Annotated in this window: 28 protein-coding genes; 9 read left to right on the forward strand and 19 right to left on the reverse strand. The window is 72.0% G+C overall.

Features of this window, described 5'->3' with window-relative positions; translation table 11 throughout:
- Positions 1 to 104: 104 nt before the first annotated feature.
- A complete protein-coding gene (locus tag L2C96_RS12865) occupies positions 105 to 1,037 on the forward strand; it encodes a serine protein kinase RIO (RefSeq protein WP_020418194.1) in 933 nt (310 codons plus the stop codon).
- A gap of 214 nt (positions 1,038 to 1,251) precedes the next feature.
- On the forward strand, positions 1,252 to 2,628 hold the full coding sequence (locus tag L2C96_RS12870) for a DEAD/DEAH box helicase (protein WP_027931758.1): 1,377 nt from the start codon (positions 1,252 to 1,254) through the stop codon (positions 2,626 to 2,628).
- A 425-nt stretch (positions 2,629 to 3,053) separates the two neighbouring features.
- Here L2C96_RS12870 and L2C96_RS12875 read toward each other — a convergent pair whose 3' ends face one another.
- Positions 3,054 to 3,554, reverse strand: a complete 501-nt coding sequence (locus L2C96_RS12875; RefSeq protein WP_237336300.1) for a winged helix-turn-helix transcriptional regulator — start codon at positions 3,552 to 3,554, stop codon at positions 3,054 to 3,056.
- 95 nt (positions 3,555 to 3,649) lie between these two features.
- On the opposite strand from L2C96_RS12875, the gene L2C96_RS12880 reads away from it, so the two are divergent.
- Complete coding sequence (locus L2C96_RS12880) at positions 3,650 to 4,246, forward strand: dihydrofolate reductase family protein (protein ID WP_237336301.1); 597 nt, start codon at positions 3,650 to 3,652, stop codon at positions 4,244 to 4,246.
- Here the strand turns inward: L2C96_RS12880 and L2C96_RS12885 are convergent.
- Positions 4,243 to 4,962, reverse strand: a complete 720-nt coding sequence (locus L2C96_RS12885) for a PIG-L deacetylase family protein (protein WP_237336302.1) — start codon at positions 4,960 to 4,962, stop codon at positions 4,243 to 4,245. The two genes, L2C96_RS12880 and L2C96_RS12885, sit on opposite strands and share 4 nt — an antisense overlap.
- Positions 4,963 to 5,007: 45 nt before the next feature.
- On the opposite strand from L2C96_RS12885, the gene L2C96_RS12890 reads away from it, so the two are divergent.
- Positions 5,008 to 6,183 carry an 8-amino-7-oxononanoate synthase gene (locus tag L2C96_RS12890; RefSeq protein ID WP_237336303.1) on the forward strand — a complete coding sequence of 392 codons (1,176 nt, stop codon included), beginning with the start codon at positions 5,008 to 5,010 and terminating at the stop codon, positions 6,181 to 6,183.
- Here L2C96_RS12890 and L2C96_RS12895 read toward each other — a convergent pair.
- The gene (locus L2C96_RS12895) at positions 6,149 to 6,595 is read right to left on the reverse strand and encodes a GNAT family N-acetyltransferase (protein WP_020418188.1); all 447 of its coding nucleotides are present in this window, start codon (positions 6,593 to 6,595) and stop codon (positions 6,149 to 6,151) included. The genes L2C96_RS12890 and L2C96_RS12895 overlap by 35 nt on opposite strands.
- Before the next feature lie 10 nt (positions 6,596 to 6,605).
- Positions 6,606 to 7,415 carry a S1 family peptidase gene (locus L2C96_RS12900; RefSeq protein ID WP_020418187.1) on the reverse strand — a complete coding sequence of 270 codons (810 nt, stop codon included), beginning with the start codon at positions 7,413 to 7,415 and terminating at the stop codon, positions 6,606 to 6,608.
- A gap of 171 nt (positions 7,416 to 7,586) precedes the next feature.
- Here L2C96_RS12900 and L2C96_RS12905 point away from each other — a divergent pair, with 171 nt between their 5' ends.
- The gene (locus L2C96_RS12905) at positions 7,587 to 8,420 is read left to right on the forward strand and encodes a M15 family metallopeptidase (protein ID WP_020418186.1); all 834 of its coding nucleotides are present in this window, start codon (positions 7,587 to 7,589) and stop codon (positions 8,418 to 8,420) included.
- 64 nt (positions 8,421 to 8,484) lie between these two features.
- A complete protein-coding gene (locus L2C96_RS12910) occupies positions 8,485 to 9,876 on the forward strand; it encodes a mycothione reductase (RefSeq protein ID WP_237336304.1) in 1,392 nt (463 codons plus the stop codon).
- 160 nt (positions 9,877 to 10,036) lie between these two features.
- Here L2C96_RS12910 and L2C96_RS12915 read toward each other — a convergent pair whose 3' ends face one another.
- The gene (locus L2C96_RS12915) at positions 10,037 to 11,251 is read right to left on the reverse strand and encodes a CynX/NimT family MFS transporter (protein WP_372491207.1); all 1,215 of its coding nucleotides are present in this window, start codon (positions 11,249 to 11,251) and stop codon (positions 10,037 to 10,039) included.
- Between the two features lie 48 nt (positions 11,252 to 11,299).
- Between L2C96_RS12915 and L2C96_RS12920 the strand changes: the two genes are divergently transcribed.
- On the forward strand, positions 11,300 to 11,968 hold the full coding sequence (locus tag L2C96_RS12920; RefSeq protein ID WP_020418183.1) for a FadR/GntR family transcriptional regulator: 669 nt from the start codon (positions 11,300 to 11,302) through the stop codon (positions 11,966 to 11,968).
- Here the strand turns inward: L2C96_RS12920 and map are convergent.
- From map to dxr, 8 genes are all read right to left on the reverse strand, one after another.
- A complete protein-coding gene (gene map, locus L2C96_RS12925; RefSeq protein ID WP_237336305.1) occupies positions 11,955 to 12,812 on the reverse strand; it encodes a type I methionyl aminopeptidase in 858 nt (285 codons plus the stop codon). The two genes, L2C96_RS12920 and map, sit on opposite strands and share 14 nt — an antisense overlap.
- A 45-nt stretch (positions 12,813 to 12,857) precedes the next feature.
- Positions 12,858 to 13,712: a GNAT family N-acetyltransferase gene (locus L2C96_RS12930; protein ID WP_027935890.1), complete on the reverse strand. Its 855-nt coding sequence runs from the start codon at positions 13,710 to 13,712 to the stop codon at positions 12,858 to 12,860.
- Positions 13,713 to 13,760: 48 nt separating this feature from the next.
- Positions 13,761 to 14,156 (reverse strand): VOC family protein, encoded by a 396-nt coding sequence (locus tag L2C96_RS12935; protein ID WP_237336306.1) that lies wholly within the window; start codon positions 14,154 to 14,156, stop codon positions 13,761 to 13,763.
- Positions 14,153 to 14,983 carry a helix-turn-helix domain-containing protein gene (locus L2C96_RS12940; RefSeq protein ID WP_237336307.1) on the reverse strand — a complete coding sequence of 277 codons (831 nt, stop codon included), beginning with the start codon at positions 14,981 to 14,983 and terminating at the stop codon, positions 14,153 to 14,155. Before L2C96_RS12940 ends, L2C96_RS12935 begins: the two co-directional genes overlap by 4 nt.
- A gap of 3 nt (positions 14,984 to 14,986) precedes the next feature.
- A complete protein-coding gene (locus L2C96_RS12945) occupies positions 14,987 to 15,361 on the reverse strand; it encodes a PDDEXK family nuclease (RefSeq protein WP_237336308.1) in 375 nt (124 codons plus the stop codon).
- A 39-nt stretch (positions 15,362 to 15,400) separates the two neighbouring features.
- Positions 15,401 to 16,552 carry a flavodoxin-dependent (E)-4-hydroxy-3-methylbut-2-enyl-diphosphate synthase gene (gene ispG, locus L2C96_RS12950; RefSeq protein ID WP_027935889.1) on the reverse strand — a complete coding sequence of 384 codons (1,152 nt, stop codon included), beginning with the start codon at positions 16,550 to 16,552 and terminating at the stop codon, positions 15,401 to 15,403.
- 127 nt (positions 16,553 to 16,679) lie between these two features.
- A complete protein-coding gene (locus tag L2C96_RS12955) occupies positions 16,680 to 17,903 on the reverse strand; it encodes a M50 family metallopeptidase (protein ID WP_237336309.1) in 1,224 nt (407 codons plus the stop codon).
- A gap of 3 nt (positions 17,904 to 17,906) precedes the next feature.
- Positions 17,907 to 19,112, reverse strand: a complete 1,206-nt coding sequence (gene dxr, locus L2C96_RS12960; RefSeq protein ID WP_237336310.1) for a 1-deoxy-D-xylulose-5-phosphate reductoisomerase — start codon at positions 19,110 to 19,112, stop codon at positions 17,907 to 17,909.
- A gap of 104 nt (positions 19,113 to 19,216) precedes the next feature.
- Between dxr and L2C96_RS12965 the strand changes: the two genes are divergently transcribed.
- Positions 19,217 to 19,486 carry a DUF2631 domain-containing protein gene (locus L2C96_RS12965; protein WP_027935887.1) on the forward strand — a complete coding sequence of 90 codons (270 nt, stop codon included), beginning with the start codon at positions 19,217 to 19,219 and terminating at the stop codon, positions 19,484 to 19,486.
- Positions 19,487 to 19,536: 50 nt separating this feature from the next.
- Here L2C96_RS12965 and L2C96_RS12970 read toward each other — a convergent pair whose 3' ends face one another.
- The 6 genes from L2C96_RS12970 to rlmN are packed head-to-tail and all read right to left on the reverse strand — an operon-like array spanning position 19,537 to position 24,541.
- Positions 19,537 to 20,136, reverse strand: coding sequence for a hypothetical protein (locus L2C96_RS12970; RefSeq protein WP_237336311.1), 600 nt, complete (start codon positions 20,134 to 20,136; stop codon positions 19,537 to 19,539).
- 1 nt (position 20,137) lies between these two features.
- Positions 20,138 to 20,914 carry an ABC transporter permease gene (locus L2C96_RS12975; RefSeq protein WP_237336312.1) on the reverse strand — a complete coding sequence of 259 codons (777 nt, stop codon included), beginning with the start codon at positions 20,912 to 20,914 and terminating at the stop codon, positions 20,138 to 20,140.
- Complete coding sequence (locus L2C96_RS12980) at positions 20,911 to 21,612, reverse strand: ABC transporter ATP-binding protein (RefSeq protein ID WP_020418171.1); 702 nt, start codon at positions 21,610 to 21,612, stop codon at positions 20,911 to 20,913. The genes L2C96_RS12975 and L2C96_RS12980 overlap by 4 nt, the downstream gene beginning before the upstream one ends.
- A gap of 52 nt (positions 21,613 to 21,664) precedes the next feature.
- Positions 21,665 to 22,324: a response regulator gene (locus tag L2C96_RS12985; protein WP_237336313.1), complete on the reverse strand. Its 660-nt coding sequence runs from the start codon at positions 22,322 to 22,324 to the stop codon at positions 21,665 to 21,667.
- The gene (locus L2C96_RS12990) at positions 22,321 to 23,400 is read right to left on the reverse strand and encodes a sensor histidine kinase (RefSeq protein ID WP_237336314.1); all 1,080 of its coding nucleotides are present in this window, start codon (positions 23,398 to 23,400) and stop codon (positions 22,321 to 22,323) included. The genes L2C96_RS12985 and L2C96_RS12990 overlap by 4 nt, the downstream gene beginning before the upstream one ends.
- Before the next feature lie 34 nt (positions 23,401 to 23,434).
- Entirely contained in the window at positions 23,435 to 24,541 is a 1,107-nt protein-coding gene (rlmN, locus tag L2C96_RS12995) for a dual-specificity RNA methyltransferase RlmN (protein ID WP_027935886.1), read from the reverse strand.
- Between the two features lie 214 nt (positions 24,542 to 24,755).
- Between rlmN and L2C96_RS13000 the strand changes: the two genes are divergently transcribed.
- On the forward strand, positions 24,756 to 25,985 hold the full coding sequence (locus L2C96_RS13000; RefSeq protein WP_020418167.1) for a DUF6801 domain-containing protein: 1,230 nt from the start codon (positions 24,756 to 24,758) through the stop codon (positions 25,983 to 25,985).
- Positions 25,986 to 26,020 lie beyond the last annotated feature (35 nt).

Below are 26,020 nucleotides of genomic sequence, written 5' to 3' on the forward strand. Positions count from 1 at the left end.
TGTGTCCGTCGTTGTGCTGGGCCGTGCCTTCGCCGCCCGTCCACCCGCCCCACCCGCCTGATCGAACGGCGCAGGTGGGGCCACTCAGCCTTGGAGACCCACCAGTGCGTCAGCACGATTTCGAAGACTTCACACCACGCTCACGTCGTCGCCGCCCGCGGTTCGACGACGAGATCAACCCCGTCCGCAGCGGCCGCCTCACCGAACAGGAACGGCAGCGGCTCGCCCGCGTGCGCGACGACAGCTACGCCGAACCGGCGGTGCCCGGCGGCGCCGACCGGTACTCGACGTGGGACAGCGCCGAGCACGGCCCGCGCCCGCACCCGGCCTGGCTGGTCACCGAACTGGCCGCCGTGGACACCGAGCTGGGTGTCCTCAAGACCGGCAAGGAGGCCGAGGTGCACCTGCTGCGCCGCGGGCTCCCCGACCGCAGCCGGGAATGCCTGCTCGCCGCGAAGCGTTACCGATCAAGCGAGCACCGCCAGTTCCACCGCGACTCCGGCTACCTCGAGGGCAGGCGCATGCGCCGGTCCCGGGAGAACCGGGCCATGGCGCAGCGCACCTCGTTCGGCCGCAACCTCATCGCAGAGCAGTGGGCGGTCGCCGAGTTCGCCGCGCTCAGTCGCTTGTGGACGATCGGCGCGCCGGTGCCGTACCCGGTGCAGCGGGACGGCACGGAACTGCTGCTGGAGTTCGTCGGAGAGCCCGACGGCACAGCGGCGCCACGCCTGGCACAGCTACGGCCCGAACCGGACGAACTACGCGAACTGTGGTTCCAGACGATCGGGGCGCTCGACGTACTGGCGTCGGAGGGGCTCGCGCACGGAGACCTGTCCGCCTACAACATCCTCGTCCACGAGGGCCGGATCGTGCTCATCGACCTGCCCCAGGTCGTGGATGTCGTGGCGAATCCGAGAGGAGCGGAGTACCTCACCCGTGACGTCCACAACATCTCCGCGTGGTTTGCCGCGCGGGGTCTGCAGGTCGAGGCCGATGACCTGGCTTTCGACCTGCGGCAGCGGGCGGGGCTGAGGTGAGGTCCCCGACGGTCTTCAGGTATTCTGATCACAGTCCGCAACCGGGCGACGTGAATTCGGGTCGCCCCCTTCATGGGACGCGGACACACCACCGATGGCGCAGCCGCGCCGGGTTCGTCCTTGTGAAAGCCCGCCGAACTTGTTCTTCAGCCTGCCTGCGCGCAGGCACACCGGGCCTCCCTTGCGACGTACCACCACGTCCGAGAGGCAGTGCGTGAGCATCACCCTTGAGTCCACTTCCACCGTGCAGTCGTTCGCCGACCTGAACCTGCCGGAGCCCCTGCTCGGGGCTCTGCGCAAGGCCGGCATCGACGCACCCTTCCCGATCCAGTCGGCGACCCTGCCGGACGCGCTCGCCGGGCGCGACGTGCTCGGCCGGGCGCAGACCGGGTCCGGGAAGACCCTCGCCTTCGGGCTGGCCCTGCTGGCCCGCCTCGAGGGCGGGAAGGCCCGGTCGCGGAAGCCCCGCAGCCTGGTCCTCGTTCCCACGCGTGAGCTGGCCCTCCAGGTCAGCGACGCGCTCACCCCGCTGGCCCGCGCGCTGGGCCTGTGGTGCCGGACCGCCGTCGGCGGGATGGCCTTCCCCCGGCAGGCCGACGCGCTGCACCGGGGCGTCGACCTGCTGATCGCCACGCCGGGCCGTCTGTCCGACCACGTCCGGCAGGGCACCGCGGACCTCAGCGAGGTCCAGTTCATCGCCATCGACGAGGCCGACCAGATGGCGGACATGGGCTTCCTGCCCCAGGTCCGGGAGATCCTGGACCTGACCCCGCGCGACGGCCAGCGGCTGCTGTTCTCGGCGACGCTGGACGGCGACGTCGGGCAGCTGGTCAACCGGTACATGCACGACCCGGTCGAGCACTCGGTCGCGCCGGCCACGGCCAGCGTCGACACCATGGACCACTACGTGTTCCAGGTCTCGCGCCAGGAGAAGCAGTCGGTGGTCACCGAGATCGGCGCCCGCGAGGGCCGCACGATCATGTTCGTGCGCACCAAGCACCACGTGGACCGGTTGACCGACCGGCTGCGTGAGCGCGGTGTGCGGGCGGGCGCGCTGCACGGCGGCAAGTCGCAGGGCCAGCGCAACCGGGTGCTGCAGGACTTCCGCGACGGCCACACCACGGTGCTGGTCGCCACGGACGTCGCGGCGCGCGGCATCCATGTCGACGACGTCAGCCTGGTGCTGCACGTCGACCCGGCCGCGGACCACAAGGACTACCTGCACCGCGCCGGCCGCACCGCGCGCGCCGGTGCGTCGGGCACCGTGGTCACGCTGATCACGCCGGACCAGCGGCGCACCGTGCGCCGGATGACCGACAAGGCCGGCGTGCGCGCCGACCAGCTGGTCGTGCGGCCCGGTGACGCGAAGCTGTCCGACATCACCGGCGCCCGCGAGCCGAGCGGGGTCCCGGTGGTCGACCGTCCGCGCGACACCGCCCCGCGCCGGGGTGGCGGCTCGCGTGGCTTCGGCGGCCCGCAGCGGCCGCGCCGGGGCGGCAGCTACGGCGACCGGGACCGCGGTCACGGTGGCGGCTACCGGCAGGGGCGCCCGGGCCGCGGCCCGCGTCGCAGCACGCCGTCGGCCAGCTGACGTACTGAACGCAGAACCGCCGCGATCCCAGCCCGGGGTCGCGGCGGTTCTTTCGTTCAGTGAGCCTTTTCAGTGAGTCGCGCGGCGCGCTCATCAACAGCCCCGGCCACCGCCGCTACGCCCTCCGCCGGGTACAAGCCCCAGGCAGCGCTCCAGCGATTCCTGCCGAACCCAGAACTGCCGGGATCCAGCCCGCGATCGCGGCGGTTCTTCAGTCAGCGAGCCTTCCCGGCAAGTCGCGCGGCGCGGGATCGAGCGGCCCGACCACCGCCGCTACGCCCTCCGCCGGGTACAAGCCCAGGCAGCGCTCCAGCAGATCCTGCTGAACCCAGAACCGCCGCGATCCCAGCCCGTGGTCGCGGCGGTTCTTTCGTTCAGCGGCCTTGCCCGGTGAGTCGCGCGGCGTGCAGGCGCGGCGCCGTGGTTCACGCGCTCTGCTCGGCGAGCGCCGCTTCGTAGGCGGTGCGCAGCTTCACGAACACCGACTCCCGCCCTGGCGGGCGCGGGATGCCAAGGTGCTGTTCGCGCAGCTCGTCCATGAACTCGTCCCACAGCTGGGGCCCACCGCGCTCCAGGAGCTCCGCCCGCACGGCCAGTTCGCGGGTCACCGGCAGGTGCCTGCGCCCCCACGCGCCCAGGTGCGCCATCACCGGCACGAGCTGGATCGCCGGCTCCGTCAGGCTGTAGATCACCTTCTGCTTGTGCGTCGGGTCCGGGGCGCGGGACACCAGCCCCAGCTCGGTCAGCCGCTGCAACCGGGACGCGAGGATGTTCGACGCGATCCCCTCCTGCGAGTTCTGCAGCAGCTCCCGGAAGTGCCGCAGGTTGCCGAACATCATGTCCCGGATCACGACCAGCGACCACTTGTCGCCGAGCACCTCGACCGACAGGTTGATCGGGCATCCCGACCGGCGTTCGTCCGTCATCCCACTCTCCTTCCGATTGCAGTTTACAACCGGTTCCGGAAGCAGTACAGTTCCTCGAAACCGATTGCAAACCACAACCAGTCAGGAGAACTCCGATGAGCAAGGTGTTCAGCAGCCCGACCATCTCGATCGACGGCTTCATGGCCGGTCCCCGCCAGAGCCGCGAGCACGGGCTCGGCGAAGGCGGCGAGGAGCTGCACCGGTGGATGTTCGAAGCCGCGGAGGAGAACAAGGCCGAGCGTGAAGCGATCCTCGGCCACGGCGCGTACATCATGGGGCGCAACATGTTCGGCCCGATCCGCGGCGAGTGGGACGACCCCGGCTGGCGCGGCTGGTGGGGCGAGGAGCCGCCGTACCACGCGCCGGTCTTCGTGCTGACCCACTACCCCCACGAGCCGATCGAGATGACGGGCGGCACGACCTTCCACTTCGTCACCGACGGGATCGAGTCGGCGCTCGACCAGGCGCGCGCCGCCGCGGGCGAGCGGTCCGTGGCGGTCATGGGCGGCGCGTCGACGATCGACCAGTACCTGCAGGCCGGGCTGATCGACGAGCTGCGGCTGTCCATCGCGCCGACGGTGCTCGGCGACGGCGCCCGGCTCTTCGCCGGCGTGACCAGCCTGGACCTCGAGCCCGTCTCGTCGCGCACCACCTCACTGGCCACGCACGTGACCTACCGGGTCCGGCGCTAGATCGGGAACAGCTCGAACGTGCAGGCCAGCGGCACGCCGAACGACTCACCGGCCATGGCGGCGAACTGGCGCAGGAACGGCTCCGGCTCGGCCATTTCGCCGCCCAGCGCCGCCAGGTACGCCTTGTGCTCCCGCAGCGAGGCGACCGCCGCGTCGAAGGTGTCGGTGATGTCCACGGCGTGGGTCTGCACCGGCGAGCCGCACACGGCGACCCACCGCACGCCGCTCCACGGTTCCAGACCGAGGTCGCGGAACAGCCAGCGGTTCGCCGCGTCCCGGACCGCGTCCAGGGTCGCCACGCCGACGTTGCGGTGGTCGGCCATGTTGTACCCGCCGCCGGGGAAGGACTCGCGGTGGTTGAGCGTCACCACCAGCTCCGGGCGGTGCCGCCGGACCGCCGCCGCGATGTCCCGCCGCAACGCGATCCCGTTCTCGATCAGGCCGTCCGGGTGGTCCAGGAACTCGACCTCCTCGACCCCGACGACCCTGGCCGCGGCGAGCTGTTCCTGCGTCCGCAGCGGCCCGGCCTCCTCGGGCGGCATGGTGTCGATCCCGGCCTCGCCGCGTGAGGCGAGCACGTAGACCACCGACTTCCCCTGCCCGGTCCACCGGGCGATCGCCCCGGCCGCGCCGTACTCCAGGTCGTCCGGGTGCGCGACCACAGCCAGCGCCCGGTCCCAGTCCTCCGGCATCATCGCCGGTCCCGTGTCGGTCATGGCCCCTCCACTGCCCAGCCGTGGCTCGGTGCGACACTGCGTGACGTGAACCTACCGGCTTCCTCCTCCCCAGAGCAGGTTTTCGACTGGCTCGACGCCGCCGCCGAGAAGCGCGCGGCGGCCGGGCTGACCCGCCGGCTGCGGCCGCGGGGAGCCTCCTCGACGGAGCTGGACCTCGCCGGCAACGACTACCTCGGCCTGGCCCGCGACAAGCGCGTCGCCGGTGCCGCCGCGGCCGCCGCGCTCCGCTGGGGCGCCGGCGCCACCGGCTCACGCCTGGACACCGGCTCCACCGAGGTGCACACCGAGCTGGAGTACGAGCTCGCGCGCTTCTGCGGCGCACAGGCCGCGCTGGTGTTCTCCTCGGGCTTCACGGCCAATCTGGGCGCCGTCACGGCGCTGTCCGGGGCGGAGTCGGCGATCGTCAGCGACAAGCACATCCACACGTCGCTGATCGAGGGCTGCCGCCTGTCCCGCACCGACGTCGCGGCCATCAGCCACTGCGATCCGGCGGCGATCAAGCACGCGCTGGCGACCCGCCGCAAGCCGCGGGCGCTGGTGGTCACCGACTCGGTGTTCTCCGTCGACGGCGACCTCGCGCCGCTGCCGGAGCTGTCCCAGGTGTGCCGCGAGCACGGCGCGGCCCTGCTGGTCGACGACGCGCACGGGTTCGGCGTGCTCGGCGACGGCGGCCGGGGCGCGGTGCACGCCGCCGGGCTGGCCGGTGAGCCGGACGTCGTCACGACCATCTCGCTGTCCAAGGCGCTCGGCGCGCAGGGCGGCGCCGTCCTCGGGCCGCGCCGGGTGATCCGGCACCTCGTCGACACGGCCCGCAGCTTCATCTTCGACACCGGGCTCGCGCCGGCCAGCGCGGCCGCGGCGCTGGCCGCGCTCGGGGTGCTCAAGTCCGAGCCCGACCTGCCGGAGAAGGTCCTGACCAACGCGATCACGCTGTCCGCCCAGCTGCGCGCGGCCGGGTTCCGGGTGAGCAACCCGGAGGCGGCGGTGATCTCGGTTCAGGCGCCCTCCGCCGAATCGGCCGTCGAGTGGGCGGACCGCTGCGCCGAGCAGGGCGTGCGGGTCGGCTGCTTCCGCCCGCCGTCGGTCCCGGACGGGATTTCGCGGCTGCGCCTGACCGCCCGGGCCGACCTGACGGAGTCCGATGTGGACACCGCGGTGAAGGTGATCAGCGAATCGGCGCCAGCCGGCGCCGCATCGTGATGTGCGGGATGCCGTCCTCGTCGAACTCGTCGCCCTCCGCGACGTACCCGAACTTCTCGTAGAAACCGCGGGCGTAGGTCTGCGCGTCGAGCACGCTGTCCGCGTCGCCGACCGAGATCAGCGCGGCGGTCATCAGGCGGGCGGCGAGGCCCCGGCCCCTGGCGTGCTTCGCGGTGACGACCCGGCCGATGCGCTGGACGCCGTCCCCGTCGTCGAGCACCCGCAGGTAGGACTCGATGCCGTCGGGCCCGTCGATCCAGAAGTGGCGGGTCGTCGGGAGCAGGTCACGCCCGTCCAGCTCGGGGTACGGGCAGGTCTGCTCCACGACGAACACCTCCACCCGGAGCCGGAGGATGTCGTACAGCTGCTGCGTGGTCAGGTCCGGTCCGCGGACGCCTCTGTCGGGGTTCACGGACTCCTGACTACCAGAACACGAGCCGCGACGACTCGGCTTCGCTGCGAATCTCGTTCACGTAGGTGAGCACGCGGGTGTACACGCCCGGTTTGCCCGCTTGCGCGCACCCGTCGCCCCACGAGACGAGCCCGATGAGGGTGCCGCCGACGACCAGCGGACCGCCCGAGTCGCCCTGGCAGGCGTCGATCTTGCCGTCCGGGTAACCCGCGCACACCATCGACCGGGAGTCGTAGTTCGAGTAGCTGGCGCGGCAGCCGGAGTCGCTGAGCAGCGGCACCTCGGCCTTGCGCAGCACGTCCGAGCGGGGGCCGCCGTCGGAGGTGCGGCCCCAGCCCAGCACCGTCGCCCGGGTGCCCTCGGCGTACAGCGAGTCGTCGCTGGGCAGCTCCACCGGCTGGTACGGCAGGCTCTGCGCGAGCTTGAGGACCGCGACGTCGTCGCCCTTGCCGGGGTCGGAGAACGAGTCGGGCGTCCACACCTCGCGCACCGACACGGTCTTGCCGTCGTTCGTGCGCTTGTCCGTCCGGCCCGCGACGACCCGCAGGTCCGCCCGTTTCACGGCGTTGGCGCAGTGCGCCGCGGTGGCCACCGCGGTCGAGCTGACGATGACGCCGCCGCAGAACTGGTTGCCGCTCTTGTCGGTCAGGTACACCGCGAACGGGTAGCTGCTGGTGGACGCCTCGGTGCCGCCGACGATGTTCGGGCGGGCGCCGGTGCTCGGCATGGCCGCTGCCACCACCGGCACGAACGCGGCGGCGGTGATGACCGCCGTCAGCGCCAGGCGGAACTTGCGGTCGCGTCGGCGGTGCTTCGCCATGCGCGCGCTCCCTTCGGAAAAGCTCGATGTCCCCCGGTGACGCACCCGATCGCCGGAAACGAATTCGGGGCGTGAGATTGCCGCACATACAGTAATCGACAAGGGCCCGGAACCGGTGTCACTGGATCGGGTGGACTCCGGCTCTGCGAAGCTGGAGACGTGCGAGGAATCGTGGCGCTCCTGCTGGCGCTCGGGCTCGTGGCGTGCGGCGCCCCACCCGAGCCGCCGCCCCCGCCTGTGCCCTCGCCGACGGCCCCGGCGGCCACCACCACGACCACGGCGCCGCCGACCACCACCACCTCCGCCGCTCCGCCGTGGACCGTCGGCGCCACGACGCTGCCCCGTCGCCCGGACGGTTTCGGCGAGATCCGGCCGACCCCGGCGGTGCTGCGCGACCGCCGCCTGCCGACGCGGGACTTCCTGCCGCCGCCCGCGGACGGCCGCTACGCGTCGACAGTCAGCGCGGTCCCGGCCGACGTGCTGGCCCGCAGCACCTGGCAGCCCGCGTGCCCGGTGGCGGTGTCCGCGCTGCGGTACCTGACGATGTCGTTCTGGGGCTTCGACGGGAAGCCGCACACCGGCGAGATGCTCGTCGGCGCCTCCGTCGCCGAGGACGTGACCCGGGTGTTCGGGCAGCTGTTCGCGGCGCGATTCCCGATCGAGGAGATGCGGGTCACCTCGCCTGCCGAACTCGACGCCCCGCCGACCGGGGACGGCAACAACACCAGCGCCTTCGTGTGCCGCCCGGTGCGCGGTCAGACGAACTGGTCGGCGCACGCGTACGGTCTGGCGATCGACCTGAACCCGTTCTGCAACCCCTACACCAAGGGCGACGTGGTGCTGCCGGAACTCGCCTCGGCGTACCTGGACCGCTCGTGGGTGCGGCCGGGCATGGTGGAGGCGGGCGACGCGACCGTGCGGGCGTTCGCCGCGGTCGGCTGGGACTGGGGCGGGGCTTGGCGGGAGCCGGTGGACAGGATGCATTTCACGGCGACCGGCGGGTAGGAACGGGAACAGATTTCGGGTCCGGCCCGGTTGTACGGGTGCGGACTGCTTGGGAGGTAATCACGTGCCCCACTACGACCTGGTGATCGTCGGAACCGGCTCGGGGAACTCGATCCTCGATCCCCGTTTCGCGGGCTGGAAGACGGCGATCGTGGAGAAGGGCGTGTTCGGCGGCACGTGCCTGAACGTCGGGTGCATCCCGACGAAGATGTTCGTGCACGCAGCGGACGTCGCCGCGACGCCGTCGGTGGCCGGCCGGTTCGGCGTCGACGAGACGCTGGACAAGGTGCGCTGGACCGACGTGCGCGACCGGATCTTCGGCCGCATCGACCCGATCGCCGAGGGCGGGCGCGAGTACCGGAAGAGCCACGAGGACAACGCCGGCGTCACCGTCTACGAGGGCCAGGGGCGGTTCACCGGGCACAAGGAGCTGACGGTGTCGTTCGCGGACGGGCGGCCGGACGAGGTCGTCACCGCGGACAAGTTCGTGCTCGCCGCGGGCGGCCGGCCGGTGGTGCCGGACCTGCCCGGCCTCGAGGACGTCCGCTACCACACGTCGGACACGGTGATGCGGCTCGACGCGCTGCCCGCGCGGATGGTGCTCATCGGCAGCGGGTTCATCGCCGCGGAGTTCGCGCACGTGTTCCGCTCGTTCGGGGTCGAGGTCACGCTGGTGGCCCGGTCCGGCGCGTTGCTGCGCGGCGAGGACTTCGACATCAGTGAGCGGTTCACCGAGCTGGCGGCGCAGCGGTTCGACGTGCGGCTCAACCGGAAGGCCGTGCGGGTGCGGTCGTCGGGCACGGGTGTCGCGGTGGAGCTGGAGGGGCCGTCGGGCGCCGAGACCGTCGAGGCGGACGAGCTGCTGATCGCCGTCGGGCGCCGGCCGAACACCGACCTGCTGGACGTGGCCGCGACGGGCGTGACGACGACCGAGGCGGGGCACGTCGTGGTCGACGACCACCAGCAGACCGCGGTCGAGGGCATCTACGCGCTGGGCGACATCTCGTCGCCGTACGAGCTGAAGCACGTCGCGAACCACGAGGCGCGGGTCGTGCAGCACAACCTGCTGAACCCGGAGTCGCCGATGACGGCCGACCACCGGTTCGTGCCGCACGCGGTGTTCACTTCGCCGCAGATCGCCTCGGTGGGCCTGACCGAGCAGGAGGCGCAGGCGCGGGGCGTGCCGTACGTGACGTCCAAACAGGATTATGCGGGCATCGCGTACGGCTGGGCGATGGAGGACACCAGCGGTTTCGCGAAGCTGCTGGCCGATCCGTCGACCGGGCAGCTGATCGGTGCACACATCATCGGCCCGCAGGCGCCGACGGTGATCCAGCCGCTGATCCAGGCGATGAGCTTCGGCCTCGACGCGAAGTCCATGGCGCGCGGCCAGTACTGGATCCACCCGGCGATGCCCGAGCTGATCGAGAACGCGCTGCTCAACCTGCCGCTCTGAGCAGGCGTCCGGCGCACTTCCCCGACGGAAGTGCGCCGGCGCGGTCAGACGTAGCGCGGCCGGTCAGCGAGACGTGCAGGCATCGGCTATCACCGAGGTGTCCCGGTAGAACGGATGCACCTCGGCGATCCGCCCGTGCTCGGCCGGGCGCTGGCGGGAATCAGACGTAGCGCGGCCGCCCCGCGAAGAAGCCGAACACCATCTGCCCCACGACCACGGCCAGCAGCATCGCGAACGGCACGCTCCACCCGTGCGTCACGTCGTGCAGCAGGCCGAACAGGAACGGGCCCACCGCGGCCAGCAGGTAGCCGATCCCCTGCGCCATCGCGGACAGCTTCGCCGTCTCCGCACCCGTGCGGGCGCGCAGCGCGATCGTGGTCAGCGCGAGCGAGAACACGGCCATCCCGATGCCCAGGAAGATCGACCACAGCAGCGGCGCGGCCTCCGGCGCGACCATCAGGCCGGTCACGCCCGCGATCCCGAACACGCCGAGCAGCAGGATCCACCCGCTCTGGCTGCCCCGCTTCGCGGCCAGCGGCGGCACGATCAGGCTCACCGGCAGGCCGAGCAGCGACACCAGGCCCATCAGCAGGCCCGCGTCGGCGCGGCTGACGCCCGCGTCCATCAGCACCTGCGGCAGCCAGCCCATCACGATGTAGGCCAGGCAGGCCTGCAGGCCGAAGAAGATCGTCACGACCCACGCCAGCGGGCTGCGGAACAGCGAGCGCGCGGCAGTCGCGTTCTCACCGGACGTCGGGCCGCCGGGCCGGGTGCGCGCGGCGGCCAGCCACAGCACGAGCGCCGCCACGGCCAGCGCCGCCCAGCTGCCGAGCCCGGGGCGCCACCCGCCGAACGCGCTGTCCAGCGGCGGCGTCAGCGCGGAGCCGAGCGCGCCGCCGGCCTGCAGCGCGCCGGTGTAGAGGCCGGTCATCAGGCCGATCCGCGTCGCGAAGGACTCCTTGACCACGACCGGGATCAGCACGTTCGCCAGCGCGATTCCCGCGGTGCCGATCAGCGTCCCGCCCAGCACCACCAGCGGCCCGTCGAGCACCCGCAGCACCAGGCCGCCGGCCAGCAACGCGAGCGCGAGCGCCACGGCCACCGCGATGCCCAGTCGGCGGGCGACCACCGGCGCGGTCAGGCCGGCGAGCGCGAAGCACAGGCCGGGCGCGGTCGTCAGCGCACCGGCCCACGTCGCGGACGCCCCCAGCGTGTCGCGCATCTCGTCGAGCACCGCGCCGACGCTGGTCACCGCCGGCCGCAGGTTCAGCGCGGCGAGCAGAACCGCCACGCCGAGCAACCCGGTGCCGATGAGCACGCGGGACGCGGGGACGCGCGTCTTCTCCTGCACCGATGCCTCATCATTGACCGTCACAGAGGCTAGTATGACAAACGTAGGATGATCGGGTGAAGGGATATCCCCGTGCCACTCGCCACGACCCGCCGGACCGGTCTCGTCGACCAGGTGATCGGGCAGCTCAGGGACGCCATCGCGCAGGGCGAATGGCCGATCGGGCAACGGATACCCACTGAGGCGGCGCTCGCCGAGAGCCTCGGTGTGGGACGCAACACGGTCCGCGAAGCCGTGCGCGCGCTCGCGCACAGCGGCCTGCTGGAGGTGCGCCAGGGCGACGGCACCTACGTGCGCGCGACCAGTGAGGTGTCCGGCGCGATCCGCCGGCTCTGCGGCTCGGAGCTGCGCGAGGTGCTCGGCGTGCGGCGGGCGCTGGAAGTCGAGGCAGCGCGGCTGGCGGCGACCGTCCGCACCGAAGAGGAGCTGGCGGCCATCACGGAACTGCTGGACCGGCGCGACGCGGCCTACCGCGTCGAGGAGATCGAGACGTACGTGCGCGCCGACACCGAGTTCCACCTCGCTGTCGTGCGCGCCGCCCACAACGAGCTGCTCACCGAGCTCTACCGCGGCATCCTGGAGGCCGTGACCGCGAGTGTCGCGGCCACGACGGACACCCGCCTGCCGGAGTCGGAGGCGATCGGCCACCGCGGCCTGCTGGAGGCCATCGCGGCGCGTGACGCCGAGCGCGCGATGGCCGAGGCCGCGGGTTTCCTGGACTCCCTGATCAGGGAAGCGTGAGGATCTCCGCGCCGGTCGCGGTCACCACCAGGGTGTGCTCGAACTGGGCCGTCCAGCTCTTGTCCTTGGTGGTGACCGTCCAGTCGTCGTCCCAGATGTCGTAGTCGATGGAGCCCAGGGTGATCATCGGCTCGATCGTGAAGGTCATGCCCTCCTCGATCACCGTGGTCACCGACGGGTCCTCGTAGTGCAGCACGGTCGGCGCGGTGTGGAAGGACGGGCCGACGCCGTGGCCGGTGAAGTCCCGCACCACGCCGTAGCCGAAGCGCTTGGCGTAGGACTCGATGACGCGGCCGATCACGTTCAGCTGGCGTCCCGGCCGCACGGCCTTGATCGCGCGCATCGTCGCCTCGTGGGTGCGCTCGACCAGCAGCCGCACCTCCTCCGAGACGTCACCGGCGCAGAACGTGGCGTTCGTGTCGCCGTGCACGCCGCCGATGTAGGCGGTGACGTCGATGTTGCAGATGTCGCCGTCCTGGATCACCGTCGAGTCCGGGATGCCGTGGCAGATGACCTCGTTGAGCGAGGTGCAGCAGGACTTCGGGAAGCCGCGGTAGCCCAGGGTCGACGGGTAGGCGTGGTGGTCGAGCAGGAACTCGTGCACCACCTTGTCGACGTCGTCGGTGGTGTTGCCCGGCTTGACGGCCTTGCCGCCCTCCTCCAGAGCCTGCGCCGCGATCTTGCCGGCCACCCGCATGGCCTCGATGACCTCGGGCGTGCGCACCCCGTTGCCGGTGTCCCGCTTCGGCGCCGGCTTGTCCACGTATTCGGGGCGCGGAATGCTGGCTGGCACGGGGCGGCGCGGCGTCTGGACGCCAGGGGTCAACGGAGCACGCTGGGACATGACTCCACCCTACGACCCCCGCGGGCGGCGCGGCCGTGAGCCCGGTCAGAACAGCACGGTCGCGTACCGGCCGACCTGCCTGAACCCGATGCGCCGGTACGCGGCGAGCGCGGGGCTGTTGAAGCTGTTCACGTACAGGCTGGCGGTGCGGCCGAGCCCGTTGACGAGCCGGCTCACCACGGCCGCCGTGCCGGACGTGCCGAGGCCGTGCCCGCGCCGGTCCGGCCGCACCCAGACCCCCTGGATCTGGCCGACGCTGCGGGACATCGCGCCGATCTCGGCCTTGAACACGACCTCGCCGTTCTCGAACCGGGCGAAGGCGCGGCCGCTGGAGATCAGTTCCGCGACGCGGGCGCGGTAGCTCACGCCACCGTCGCCGGCGCGCGGGTCGACGCCGACCTCCTCGATGAACATCGCGATCGCGGCAGGCAGGTACCGCTCCAGCTCGTCCGGGCGCACCGGGCGCACCAGCGGGTCCGGCTCCACCGCGGGCTGGGCGTCCATCGCCATCAGCGGCTGGTCCTCGCGGACCTCGCGAGCCGGGCCCCACTCCCCCGCCAGCTCGTCCCACAGGCCGAGGACCTGCTCGGCCGGGCCGACCAGCGAGGAGCACACGCGCTGCTTGCGCAGGGCCCGGTCGGCGAAGGACCGCAGGGCCGCGGCGTTGCCGCGCAACGGGATCAGGTTCGGGCCGGAAAAGCACAGTCCGGGCAGCCGGCCACCGCGGGCGCCGCGGTAGTCGGCGGCCCACAGCTCGCCGCCGAGGCGCCAGGGGTCCAGACCGGCCACCTCGACGCGCGCGCTGACCATGCAACTGGCCACCGGGTCCGCCGCGAGCACGGCGCGGACCACGGGATGATCCCGATCACTGAGCAGCCGTGCACCGGCAAGCCGCAACACATCCACCAGATTGCCAGATGGAGTGGTGGATCGGGAAATCGTGGGGGATCAAGGGGCCCCGCGGTAGGTCCCGAAGGTCCACAGGTTGCCCTCCGGATCGCGGGCGGTGAACGTGTGCGAGCCGTAATCGGTGTCGTGGAGCGGCGCGACGATCTCCGCGCCGGCCTGGCGCACGCGGTCGTGGATCTCGTCGACCTGGTCGGTGACCACGTACGCGGAGCCGGCGTGCTTCGTGTCGCCGTGGACGCCCTCGGTGTGGCTGGTGCTGCCGAACATGACGCCGCCGCCCTCGGGCCAGCGCAGCTCGACGTGGGTGATCTGCCCGTCCTCCCCCGGCACGACGAGCGCCTCGCGGAAGCCGAACACCTCGGTGAGGAACGTCAGCGCGGCGTGCGCGTCGTCGTAGCGGAAGGCGGGCCAGACGGTGGGTGGGTTTTCGCTCATGCCTGCGAGTCTGCGTCCGCGGCGGCGTGGCGGTCTTGGAGGAACGGGAGCTCCTCGGTGATCCAGGTGCGAGGCGTGCACCCGGCCAGTGCGCGCCACTCGTTGGACAGGTGGGCCTGGTCGTAGAAGCCGCAGTCGACGGCGAGGGTGGCGAGGTCCGTGGGCGCCTCGCGGAGCCTGCTGATGGCGCGTTCGAAGCGCAGCACGCGGGCGGCCTGCTTGGGCGGCAGGCCCAGCTCGCGGCGGAAGCGTTCGGCGAAGTGGCGGCGGCTCCAGCCGACCTCGGCGGCGAGGTCCTCCACGCGGATCAGACCGCCCGCCGCGGTGAGGCGGCGCCACGCCCAGCCGACCTCCCGGGCGGGCCGGCGGTCGGCGAGGGCGCCGCGGAAGGCGTCGTCGAGGATGCCGAAGCGGTCCGCCCAGGTGGGCGCCTCCGCGAGTTGCTCGGCGAGGTGCTTCGGGCCCAGCTCGCCGAGGTCGACGACGCAGCCGGACAGGTCGGCCGCGGAGACGTGGAACAGGGCGGGCACGGCGAGCGGGTCGATCTCGACGTGGATGCCCGACTGGAAGGCGTCCTGGGCGATGAGGGCGGGCGCGGTGTGCATGCCGCCGACCGCGGCGGTGAAGCGGCCGGGCGACTGGTCCGGGCGGGGCATGCCGGTGAAGCGGATCGGCTCGGCGAGGCTGATGACGAGGGTGACGTGCCGGGAGGGCAGCCCGCGGTGGGTGCCGAGGGTCACGCCGTGCTGCGTGTAGCCGATGTAGCGCGTGATCGCGGGCCGCAACTGCGGGTGCGGCGCGCGAACAGCCCACTCGGCGGCGGCCATCGCTCAGAACTCGGTGGTCTCCAGCCGGATCCCGAACGGATCGCCGACCTCGACCGACTGCCCGAAGGGGACCCGCACCGTGCGGCTGTCCGGAACGGCGTCGCGAGGCACCACGCAGAGATCCGGCACGTAGATGCTCCCGGTCGCCCGGATACCGACACCCAGCGTCTGGAGAATGCCGCAACCATCCAGCTCGGCCGACGCGAGCGCGTCGTGCACCGAGCTCGCGGTCAGGTTGTGCTGTCCGGTGGGTGGCGGGGTCATGCAGATCCCCTCGGCGGTGAGCTCCGGCCGCCAGCCCTCCGGCACGTGCAGTTCGCGCCAGATGTCCAGCGCTCGGTTCCAGGCCGTCTCGGGACGTGCGAACGCGGTGCTCATCGACCCACTCCCGTTCTGCCGGGGCCCTCTGCCAGGAGGCTAGCTCACCGTGACGACGGGCGAACCGCTTCCTTCCGCGTCCCCCGCCTCCTCGGCGATCCGCATCGCCTCTTCGATCAGCGTCTCGACGATCTGGTGCTCCGGCACGGTCTTGATGACCTCGCCCTTGACGAAGATCTGGCCCTTGCCGTTGCCGCTCGCCACGCCGAGGTCGGCCTCGCGCGCCTCACCGGGGCCGTTCACCACGCAGCCCATCACCGCGACGCGCAGCGGGACCTCCATGCCCTCCAGGCCCGCGGTGACCTCGTCGGCCAGCTTGTAGACGTCCACCTGCGCCCGCCCGCACGACGGGCACGACACGATTTCCAGCTTCCGCGGCCGCAGGTTCAGCGACTGCAGGATCTGGATGCCGACCTTGACCTCCTCGACCGGCGGCGCGGACAGCGACACGCGGATGGTGTCGCCGATGCCCTGCCGCAGCAGCGCGCCGAACGCCACCGCCGACTTGATCGTGCCCTGGAACGCCGGGCCGGCCTCGGTGACGCCGAGGTGCAGCGGGTAGTCGCACTGCTCGGCGAGGATCTCGTACGCCCGGACCATGATCACCGGGTCGTTGTGCTTGACCGAGATCTTGATGTCGTGGAAGTCGTGCTCGGCGAACAGCGACGCCTCCCACAGCGCCGACTCGGCCAGCGCCTCCGGCGTCGCCTTGCCGTACTTCTTCATCAGCCGCGGGTCCAGGGAACCGGCGTTGACCCCGATCCGGATGGGCGTGCCGTGGTCCTTCGCCGCCTGGGCGATCTCCTTGACCTTGTCGTCGAACTTCTTGATGTTGCCCGGGTTCACCCGCACCGCGGCGCAGCCGGCCTCGATCGCGGCGAACACGTACTTGGGCTGGAAGTGGATGTCCGCGATGACCGGGATCTGCGACTTCTTCGCGATCGCGGGCAACGCCTCGGCGTCGTCCGCGGACGGGCAGGCCACGCGCACGATGTCGCAGCCGGCCGCGGTGAGCTGCGCGATCTGCTGCAGCGTCGCGTTCACGTCCGCGGTCAGGGTGGTCGTCATGGACTGCACCGAGATCGGGTGTTCACTGCCGACGCCGACGTTGCCCACCATGAGCTGGCGCGTCTTGCGGCGCTCGGACAGCACGGGGGCGGGGAGGGCGGGCATACCAAGCTCGACGCTCATCGAATCCTCTACGGCGTGAGACGGGCTGCTGACGTTGTCCAGCTTACTCACAGGCCGGGCCCGCCCCGGTGGTGACCAGCCGGAGTGAGTTACCCCGCGCGGGGCCCTGACCTGCGAAGACCTGGCGTTACTGCAGCCTGATCGGGTTGACGATGTCGGCGGTGACGGTGAGCAGGGTTACGGCGCCGCCGATCAGCACCAGCACCACGGTGACCGCGGACAGCTTCGAGTAGTCGACCGGGCCACCGGCGGCCTTGCCGCGCAGCTTGCGGATCCAGTCGCGGACGCGTTCGTACCAGACGATCGCGATGTGCCCGCCGTCCAGCGGCAGCAGCGGCAGCAGGTTGAACACGCCGACGAAGAAGTTCAGGCTGGCCAGCAGCAGCAGGAACAGCGACCACAGCCCGGCCTCGACGGCCTCGCCGCCGATGCGGCTCGCGCCGACCACGCTGACCGGCGTGTTCGGGTCGCGCTCGCCGCCGAAGATCGACGACACCACCGCCGGGATGCGCTCGGGGAACTCGATCAGCCGCTGCCAGGTCTGCACGAACATGTCGCCGGTGAACGAGGCCGCGCCACCGATCGCGGTGATCGCGTTGTACTCCAGCGTGTTCGGGAAGGTCACGCCGATCGAGCCGACGGTGACGATCTTCTCCGGGCCGCTGGGGTTGGCCGGGTCGGTGACCGGGCGGTCGACGCGCACGACATCGACGGTCAGCGGCACGATCTGCCCGTTGCGGTCGACCTCGAACCGGGTCGGGCCGGACAGGTTCTGGATCAGGGCCGTGACGTCGGCGTAGGTCTCGGTGCGCTGGCCGTTGACCGAGACGATCTCGTCGCCGGGCTGGATGCCGCCGTTCTTGGCCGGCGCCGCGTCGCCCGGCCGGCACACCGGGTTCGCGTACTCCTCGTCGGTGGTCGCGCTGCGCACGCACTCGGAGACGGACGAGATCTGCGGCTTGCCGACGACCGCGTTGGGCAGGCCCATCGTGGCGGCCATCAGGTACAGCACGACGAAGCCGAGGATGAAGTGCGTGACCGACCCGGCGGCCATCACGACGGTGCGCTTCCAGGTCTTGAAGCGCCACATCGCGCGCGGCGCCTCGTCCGGCGTCACCTCGTCCAGCGCGGTCATGCCCGCGATGTCGCAGAACCCGCCGAGCGGGATCCACTTCAGGCCGTACTCCGTCTCGCCGCGGCGGAAGGAGAACACCTTCGGGCCGAACCCGACGAAGTAGCGGCGGACCTTCATGCCGAACGCCTTGGCGGTCAGCATGTGACCCGCCTCGTGCAGTGCGACGGACACGCAGATGCCCAGCGCGAACAGCACGACTCCGAAAACGTAGGCCACCCGCTACTTCCCTCCGGTCATGATTTCGGCGGCCCGGGCTCGCGCCCACTCCTCGGCCGCCAGTACCTCCGCGACGTCGCCCGGCTCGCGACGCCACTCGTCGGCGGCCTCCACCACCTCGGTAACAGTGTCCACAATCGCCGTGAAGCCCGCGTTCTGCGTCAGGAAGGCCTCGACGCACACCTCGTTGGCCGCGTTGTAGACCGCGGGGAGGCAGCCGCCGACGGTCCCGACGTGTCGGGCCAGCTCCACGGCCGGGAAAGCCTCGTTGTCCAGCGGTTCGAAGGTCCACTGCGCGGCCTGGTCCCAGCGGCAGGCCGGGGCCGCGCCGGGCACCCGGTCCGGCCAGTTCAGCGCCAGCGCGATGGGCAGGCGCATGTCCGGCGGGCTGGCCTGGGCCAGCGTCGAGCCGTCGGTGAAGGTGATCATCGAGTGCACGATCGACTGCGGGTGGACGACCACGTCGATCTTGTCGCAGGGGACGCCGAAGAGCAGGCTCGCCTCGATCAGCTCCAGGCCCTTGTTGACCAGGGTGGCCGAGTTGATGGTGACCAGGCGGCCCATCGCCCAGGTGGGGTGGGCCAGCGCGTCGTCGACCGTGACGTTCGCCAGGTCGGCGCGCTTGCGGCCGCGGAACGGCCCGCCGGAGGCGGTCAGCACGAACCGGTCGACCTCCTCGGCGCGGCCGCCGCGCAGGGCCTGCGCCATCGCCGAGTGCTCGGAGTCGACCGGGACCAGCTGGCCGGGCTTGGCCTGCTTGAGCACGAGCGGACCGCCCGCGATCAGCGACTCCTTGTTCGCCAGCGCGAGGGTCGCGCCGGTCTCGAGCGCCTTGAGCGTCGGTTCGAGGCCCTGGGAGCCGGGCAGGCCGTTGAGCACCACGTCGACCCCGACCGCGCCGATCAGCTGGACGACGGCGTCGCGGCCGGCGAAGATGCGCGGCATCTTGAACTCGCCCCGCGAGTAGCCGCGCTTCTGCGCCTCGGCGTACAGCGCGAGCTGCAGGCCCTCGACGGCCGTGGGCTTCGTCACGGCCACGGCGTCCACTTCGTGCGCCAGCGCCTGCGCCGCCAGCAGCGCCGGGTCGGACCCGCCCGCGGCGAGGCCCGAGATGCGGAAGAGGTGCTGGTTGCGGGCGGCGACGTCGAGGGCCTGGGTGCCGATCGAGCCGGTCGAGCCGAGCACGAGCACGGTGCGGGGTGCGTTCATCGGGGTCATTGTCGCGAACCCGTCCGAGCGGGTCATCGGCGCGGGGCGGGTCGCGGTGTGGAATCATCCGGTTGGACGTTCGTGCAGGGCCTGGAGGAGTGATCGTGGCGAGCAAGGCGGTCGAGAAGCGGCAGCAGGCCGCTCCGGCGAAGGTGGACCCGCGGGACGAGCCGTCGGCCGAGTGGGGCTGGCACGGCGGGTTCCCGAAGGGCGCGCGCATCGCGGGCTGGGTCACGGTCGTCGTGCTGCTGGCGATGATCTACAACAACCACGAGAACAACACCGAGAACGTGTGGCTGGTCGGCATCGCGGCCGGCATCGTGATCGGCCTGCTGCTGGACATCAGGAAGAAGCGCACGGCCTGGCGCCGCTGACGCACCGGACATGATGAGGGGCCCCTCGGCGAGGGGCCCCTTTTTGCTGCTCAGGCGTCCCGCCGGGCGAAGAGGAAGCCGGTCACGGCGAGCGCGGCCACGAGCCACCCCGCCAGCACCAGGCCACCCAGCGCGGGCGGCAGGGCACCCGGCCGGTAGAGCGCCGCCCCGGCGCGGTCGGGCAGGTAGGCGGCGGCGGGCAGCAGCGGGGACACCACATACACCAGCGTCACCACCGTCGCGAGCGCCCCGACGAGACTTCGCACCGCGAGGCCGACGGCGAGCGCGAGCAAGCCGATCAGGACGAGGTACGCGGTGGCTCCCACCACCGGCACGCCAGGCGACAGCGCGCCGGTCAGCGCGGCGGCCGGGGTGGCGACGGCGAGGTAGGCGAGCACCTTCCCGGTGAGCAGCACGAGCCGGTCCGGCACGGCGGCCAGGCTGGTGCGGATCTGACCCCCGGCGTACTCGGTGGCCGCGGACAGGACCCCGAGCAGCAGGAACCCCGCCTGACCGAACTCGACCGCGCGGTGGCCGAGCGGGGGCGTGACGACCACGGTGAGCGCGACCGTTCCGGGCACCACGCGCAGGGTGGCCAGCTTGATCAGCTCGGCGAGGACGACGTGGCGGAGCGCGTTGCTGCCTGCCACGTCAGGCGTCCCGCCGGCGGAAGACCACCGCGCCGACCCCGAGTGCGAGCAGGGTCCACCCGGCCAGCACGAGACCCCCCGCGGTGGGTGACAGCGGCGCCGTCAGGGGGCTGTTCCGCACGAACAGTTGCGCCCCGGCCGCGTCGGGCAGGAACTTCGCCGCCGGGAAGACCTTGGCCAGCAGCAACGAGACCGAGACCACCGTGGTGTTGGCGATGAGCACGACCAGCGGCACCACCCCGCCGCGCGTCACGGTCGCGACGGCGAGCGCGATCAGCGACATGGAGGCGCAGTAGAGGGCGACGCCGCCGATCCGCCAGCCGAGCGCGTCGAGCGCCTGCGCGGGCGGCACGCCGTGGGGACCCAGCAACGGCTGTCCCACGACGACCCCGAGCACGACCGACGCGGCGGTCAGCGCGGCCGTCACCAGCGCCACCACCACCGCTTTCGCCGCGAACAGCAGGCCGCGGCGGGGCTGGCTGGTCAGGCTCACCGTGATCTGCCGCCCGCCACCGGCGTCGGCCGCGCCTGCGGTGTACTCGCTGCTGATGGCGACGACACCCAGCAGCACCCCGGCGGCGGCGCCGACGGCACCGGTCTCGATGCTCAACTCGGTGAGGTTCCGGCCGCCGAGCGAATGGCCTTCGGCGAGCCGCGACCGGATGGTGTTCGCGTTCAGCGCGGTGATCGCCGGAGCGGCGACGAGGCAGATCCCGGCCGCGATCCGGGCCGGCCACAACGACACCAGCTTGCGGAACTCGGCGCCCAGGTACGTCATCGGCCCTCCCCGGTCAGCGCGAAGAAGGCGTCCTCCAGCGATGCGTGACCGGCGGAGACCTCGGCCACGGATCCACTGTGGACGACCGTGCCGCGGTTGATCACAACGAGGTGGTCGGCCGTGTTGGCCAGCTCGCTCATCAGGTGGCTGGACAGCAGCACCGTCCGGCCTTCTCCCGCGTAGGACCGCAGGAACTCCCGCAGCCACCGGATCCCGTGCGGATCGAGGCCGTTCACCGGCTCGTCCAGCACCAGCACGTCCGGTTCCCCGAGCAGCGCCGCGGCGAGCCCGAGCCGCTGGTTCATGCCGAGGGAGAACGCGCCGGCCCGCTTGCGGCCCGCGTCACCGAGCCCGACGAGGTCGAGCACCTCGGCGATCCGCCTGCGCGGGATGCCGTTGCTGGCGGCCACCCACGCCAGGTGGCTGCGCGCGGTCCGCGAGCGGTGCGCCCCGCTGCCCTCCAGCAGCGAGCCCACGGTCCGCAACGGATTCCGCAGCGACCGGTACGGCTTCCCGCCGATCAGCGCGGTGCCCGCGTCGGCCGAATCGAGGCCGAGGAGGATGCGCAGCGTGGACGACTTGCCCGCGCCGTTGGGGCCGAGCAACCCGGTGACCTGACCGGCCTTCGCGGTGAAGCCGACCTCGCGCACCACGACCTTCGCCCCGTGCCGCTTGACCAGACCCGATATTTCGATCATGCCGCCAGCCTGTGGCCTGCCGGGCCGGGCGGCATCGGCCAAAGGTTGACACCTAACGGCGCAGCGAGTCGACGAACCCGGTTTCGTAGGCGAGGACGACGAGTTGCGTCCGGTCCCGCACCGCGAGCTTGTCGAACAGCCGGCTGAGGTACGTCTTCACCGTCGCGCGGCTGAGGAACAACGCGGCGGCGATCTCGTCGTTCGACATGCCCTCGGCGATCGCCGCCACCACGTCCCGTTCGCGTTCGGTCAGCTCGTCGAACCGGGCGCGTTCCGGCTGTTCGCGGCGCCGGGCGAACTCCGCGATCACCCGGCCGGTCACCTCGGGCGCCAGCATCGCGTGCCCGTCGTGGACCGTCCGCACCGCGCGGAGGATCTCCGGCGGGCCGGCGTTCTTCAGCAGGAACCCGGAGGCTCCCGCGCGCAGCGCCTCGTACACGTACTCGTCGAGGTCGAAGGTCGTCAGGATCAGCACCCGGGCCGAGGAGGACGCGCACACCTCGCGGGTGGCCGCCAGCCCGTCCAGCACCGGCATCCGGATGTCCATCAGCACCACGTCCGGACGCAGCCGCCGCACCGCGGCGACCGCGGCGGCGCCGTCGCCCGCCTCGCCCACGAGCACCAGCCCCGCGTCGGCGGTGACCAGTTCGCACAGCGAGCCGCGCAGGAGGTCGTCGTCCTCGGCGACGAGAACACGGATCCGGCCGCTCATCCGCGCGGCTCCGGCAGAACGGCACGCAGGGTGAAACCGCCGTCCGCGGCCGGCGTGGCCGTCAGTTCGCCGCCGAGCGACTCCACCCGCTCCCGCAACCCGATCAGACCGAACCCTCCCCCGCCGTGACGCGTGCCGCCCATGCTTCCACCGCCGTTGGTCACCTCCACGACGACCTCGCCGTCCCGCACCGCGACGGACACCGAGCACCGGCAGCCCGGCGCGTGCGTGGCCGCGTTCGTCAGCCCTTCCTGCACGATCCGGTACACCGCCAGCCCCGTGCTCGCGGGCAGGCCGTCCGCGTTCCGGACGGCGAGGGTCACCTCGACGCCGGTGCCACGCACCCGTTCGGCCAGGGCTTCGAGGTCGGCGATCCCCGGCTGGGGCGCGCGTTCGGCGGGGCGGTCGCTGTCCCGGACCGCGCCGAGCACCGACCGGAGGTCGGTCAGCGCGTCCTTCGCCGTCCGCTCGATGCGGGTCAGCCGGTTCGTCAGCTTCGCGGCGTCGTCCGGGCCGACGTGGGCCGCGACCCCGGCGGTGACCGCGATCGTGCCCAGCGAATGCGACACCACGTCGTGCACTTCCCGCGCCACCCGCAACCGCTCTTCGAGCACCGCGCGCCGCGCGGCTTCCGCGCGCTCCCGCCGGACCGACTCGCCGAGCCGGAACGCGCCTGCCAGCACCAGGAGGCTCACCATGACGTACCGCAGGACGTCGTCCCACGCCGTCGATCCGGCCGTGAGCAGGACGGCCACGACCACGGCGAGCGTCACCGGCGCGATCCGCGAGGAGCGGGCGCCCCCGGCCCGGACCACCAGCGGGTACAGCGTCCACGCCGCCGCGACGAACGGATCGGGCGTGAAACCGAGCAGCGCGCCCGCGAGAGTCGCCGTCGCGACGACGCCGAATGCCACCGCAGGCCACCGGGAGCGCAGCAGGACCCCGGCGACGAGCAACGGGACGAGCACGACGGCAGGTCCGGGCTCCGGTGGGAGCGGAAGCCAGAACACCGCCACGCACAGCACGGCGACGGCCCCGTCGGTCAGGAGCCGCCGGGAAGCGCGCGGAAACGGCATGGGGCCGAGATTAGAGGCGGCCGAGCCTGGGAGGTCAGCCCTCGGCGGCCAGCTGCCCGCACGCGGCGGCGATCTCCTGCCCCCGCGTGTCCCGCACCGTGCACGCCACCCCGCCCTCGTTGACGCGGCGCACGAACTCGCGCTCGACCGGCTTCGGTGAGGCGTCCCACTTCGAGCCGGGCGTCGGGTTCAGCGGGATCAGGTTCACGTGCACCAGCTGGCCCAGGTGCTTGCGCAGCCGCTTCGCGAGCAGGTCCGCCCGCCACGGCTGGTCGTTCACGTCCCGGATCAGCGCGTACTCGATCGACACCCGGCGGCCCGTCGAGTCGGCGTAGTACCGCGCCGCCTCCAGCACCTCGTCCACCGGCCACCGGTTGTTGACCGGCACCAGCGTGTCACGCAGCTCGTCGTCCGGGGTGTGCAGCGACACCGCCAGCCGGACCTGCATCTTCTCGTCCGCCAGCCGCCGGATCGCCGGGGCCAGCCCGACCGTCGACACCGTCACCGAGCGCTGCGAGATGCCCAGCCCGTTCGGCGCCGGGTCGGTGATCCGGCGCACGGCAGCCAGCACGCGCTTGTAGTTCGCCAGCGGCTCGCCCATGCCCATGAACACGATGTTCGACAGCCGCCCGGGACCGCCGGGCATCAGGCCGTCCCGCATGACCGCCGCGGCCGAGCGCACCTGGTCGACGATCTCCGCGGTCGACAGGTTCCGGGTCAGCCCTGCCTGGCCGGTCGCGCAGAACGGGCACGCCATGCCGCAGCCGGCCTGGCTGGAGATGCACAGCGTCGCCCGGTCCGGGTAACGCATCAGGACGCTCTCCAGCAGGGTGCCGTCGTGCGCGCGCCACAGCGTCTTGCGCGTCGCGCCGTCGTCGCAGGCCACCGCGCGCACCTCGGTGAGCAGCGGCGGCATCAGCTCGGACACCAGTCGTTCCCGCGACGCGGCCGGGATGTCGGTCATCGCGGCGGGGTCGGCGGTCAGGCGGGCGAAGTAGTGGTTCGACAGCTGCTTGGCGCGGAACGGCTTCTCGCCGAGGTCGCTGACGGCCGCCGCGCGTTCGGCGGCGGTCAGGTCGGCGAGGTGGCGAGGCGGCATCCCGCGCCGGGGAGCCTCGAAGAGCAGCGGCAATGTCGACACAACCACACATTGTCCCACGCCGCCGCCAGGGGAACCCGCGCCGGGGTGCGCGAACCGCGGGGAAATCCGCGAATGCGCGGCACAAATTCCCGCCGGACGATTGCCCGGATTTCCACACGCTGCGATTCTTGGCGCGGCCGGCCGGCCCGCGGAAAAACATTTCTGCCGCATTGTCACCCAGCTGACAAAACCATCGAGAACCGGAGGAAAACGCATGCCATCGACCCGCTGGCGACGACGGCTGGCCGCACTGGCCACCGGCGCCGCGACCCTGCTCACCCTCGCGCTGACCGGCACCGCGAACGCCTTGCCAGTGCAGGACGTTCCCGACATCGGCGTGGACACCGGCCGGTTCAGCCTGCCGATCAACTGCGCCATCAGCCTGCCGGATTTCGGCGGCATCAAGGTGCTCGACCTCGGCACCACGGTGGACGTGCAAGGCGCCGTCGCCGCGCAACTCGGGCCCGGCCAGGAATTCTGGCTGACGCAGGGATCGGGCAGCATCACCTTTCCGGAAGCACTCACCGCACTGGCCGGGTTCGCCGGTATCGACAAAGCCGACGCGACCATTTCCGCGCTGAACATCGGCGCGCAGAACGCGACCCCCGCGCAGATCAACGTGGCCGACCCGCCCGCGGTGATCAAGGACATCCCGATCCAGGCAGGCCGGCCGCTGAAGGTCGGCCTGCCACTGGAAGGCACCTTCGACGTCGGCCCGTTCACCGCGCCCGGCTCGGGCATCGTCACGCTGCAGTTCGTCGACGCCGTCGCCCGCGTCGCCCTGAAGTCGGCGGCCGGTTTCACCCTGAACGTCGAGGCCAACTGCACGCCGACCGCGGGCAACGCGCTGCTGTCGATCGCCGTCGGCGGGCCGGCGGGCCAGCCGCCGTCGAAGATCACCGGCGCGCCGCTGAACTACCCCGTCCCGCCCGCCGAGTCGCTGATCGGGATCATCAACGCGCCCTACCACTGCACGCTGGGCGGGCAGCCGCTCGACGTGGGCATCGCCGTCGGCGGCACCATCCCGCTGTCGGTCAAGGCGGGCGGTTCGCTGTCGTTCACGAACGCCTCCGGGGCTCTCACCATCCCGCCGGCCACGGTGAACGCGCTGCTCGACGCCGGCGTGCGGACCGTGTCCGGGCGGGTGACCACGCAGAACCTGGTGGTCGAGGGCGGCACCCCTGCCGTGCAGAACGTGGCCGCGGCGGGCATCGACATCCCGCAGACCACGCTGGTGCGGAACCAGAAGATCGTCATCTCGCTCCCGCAGCAGGGCACGCTGACCGCGGGCCCGTTCACCCCGTCGCCGGGCGCGGAGAGCGTGCGGATCTCGCTCGGTGACGCCGCCGCGGACTTCCGGATCAACGGCAGCACCCAGACGATCCGGGCCACCTGCGCCGCCCCGTCTCCGCAGGTCATCCTGGTCGACAACCCGGTGACCTGACATCGGGTTTGCCTTCCGACTGTTTCCGATATATC

The organism is Amycolatopsis tucumanensis, from assembly GCF_021654135.1.
GTDB classification, from domain to species: domain Bacteria; phylum Actinomycetota; class Actinomycetes; order Mycobacteriales; family Pseudonocardiaceae; genus Amycolatopsis_E; species Amycolatopsis_E tucumanensis.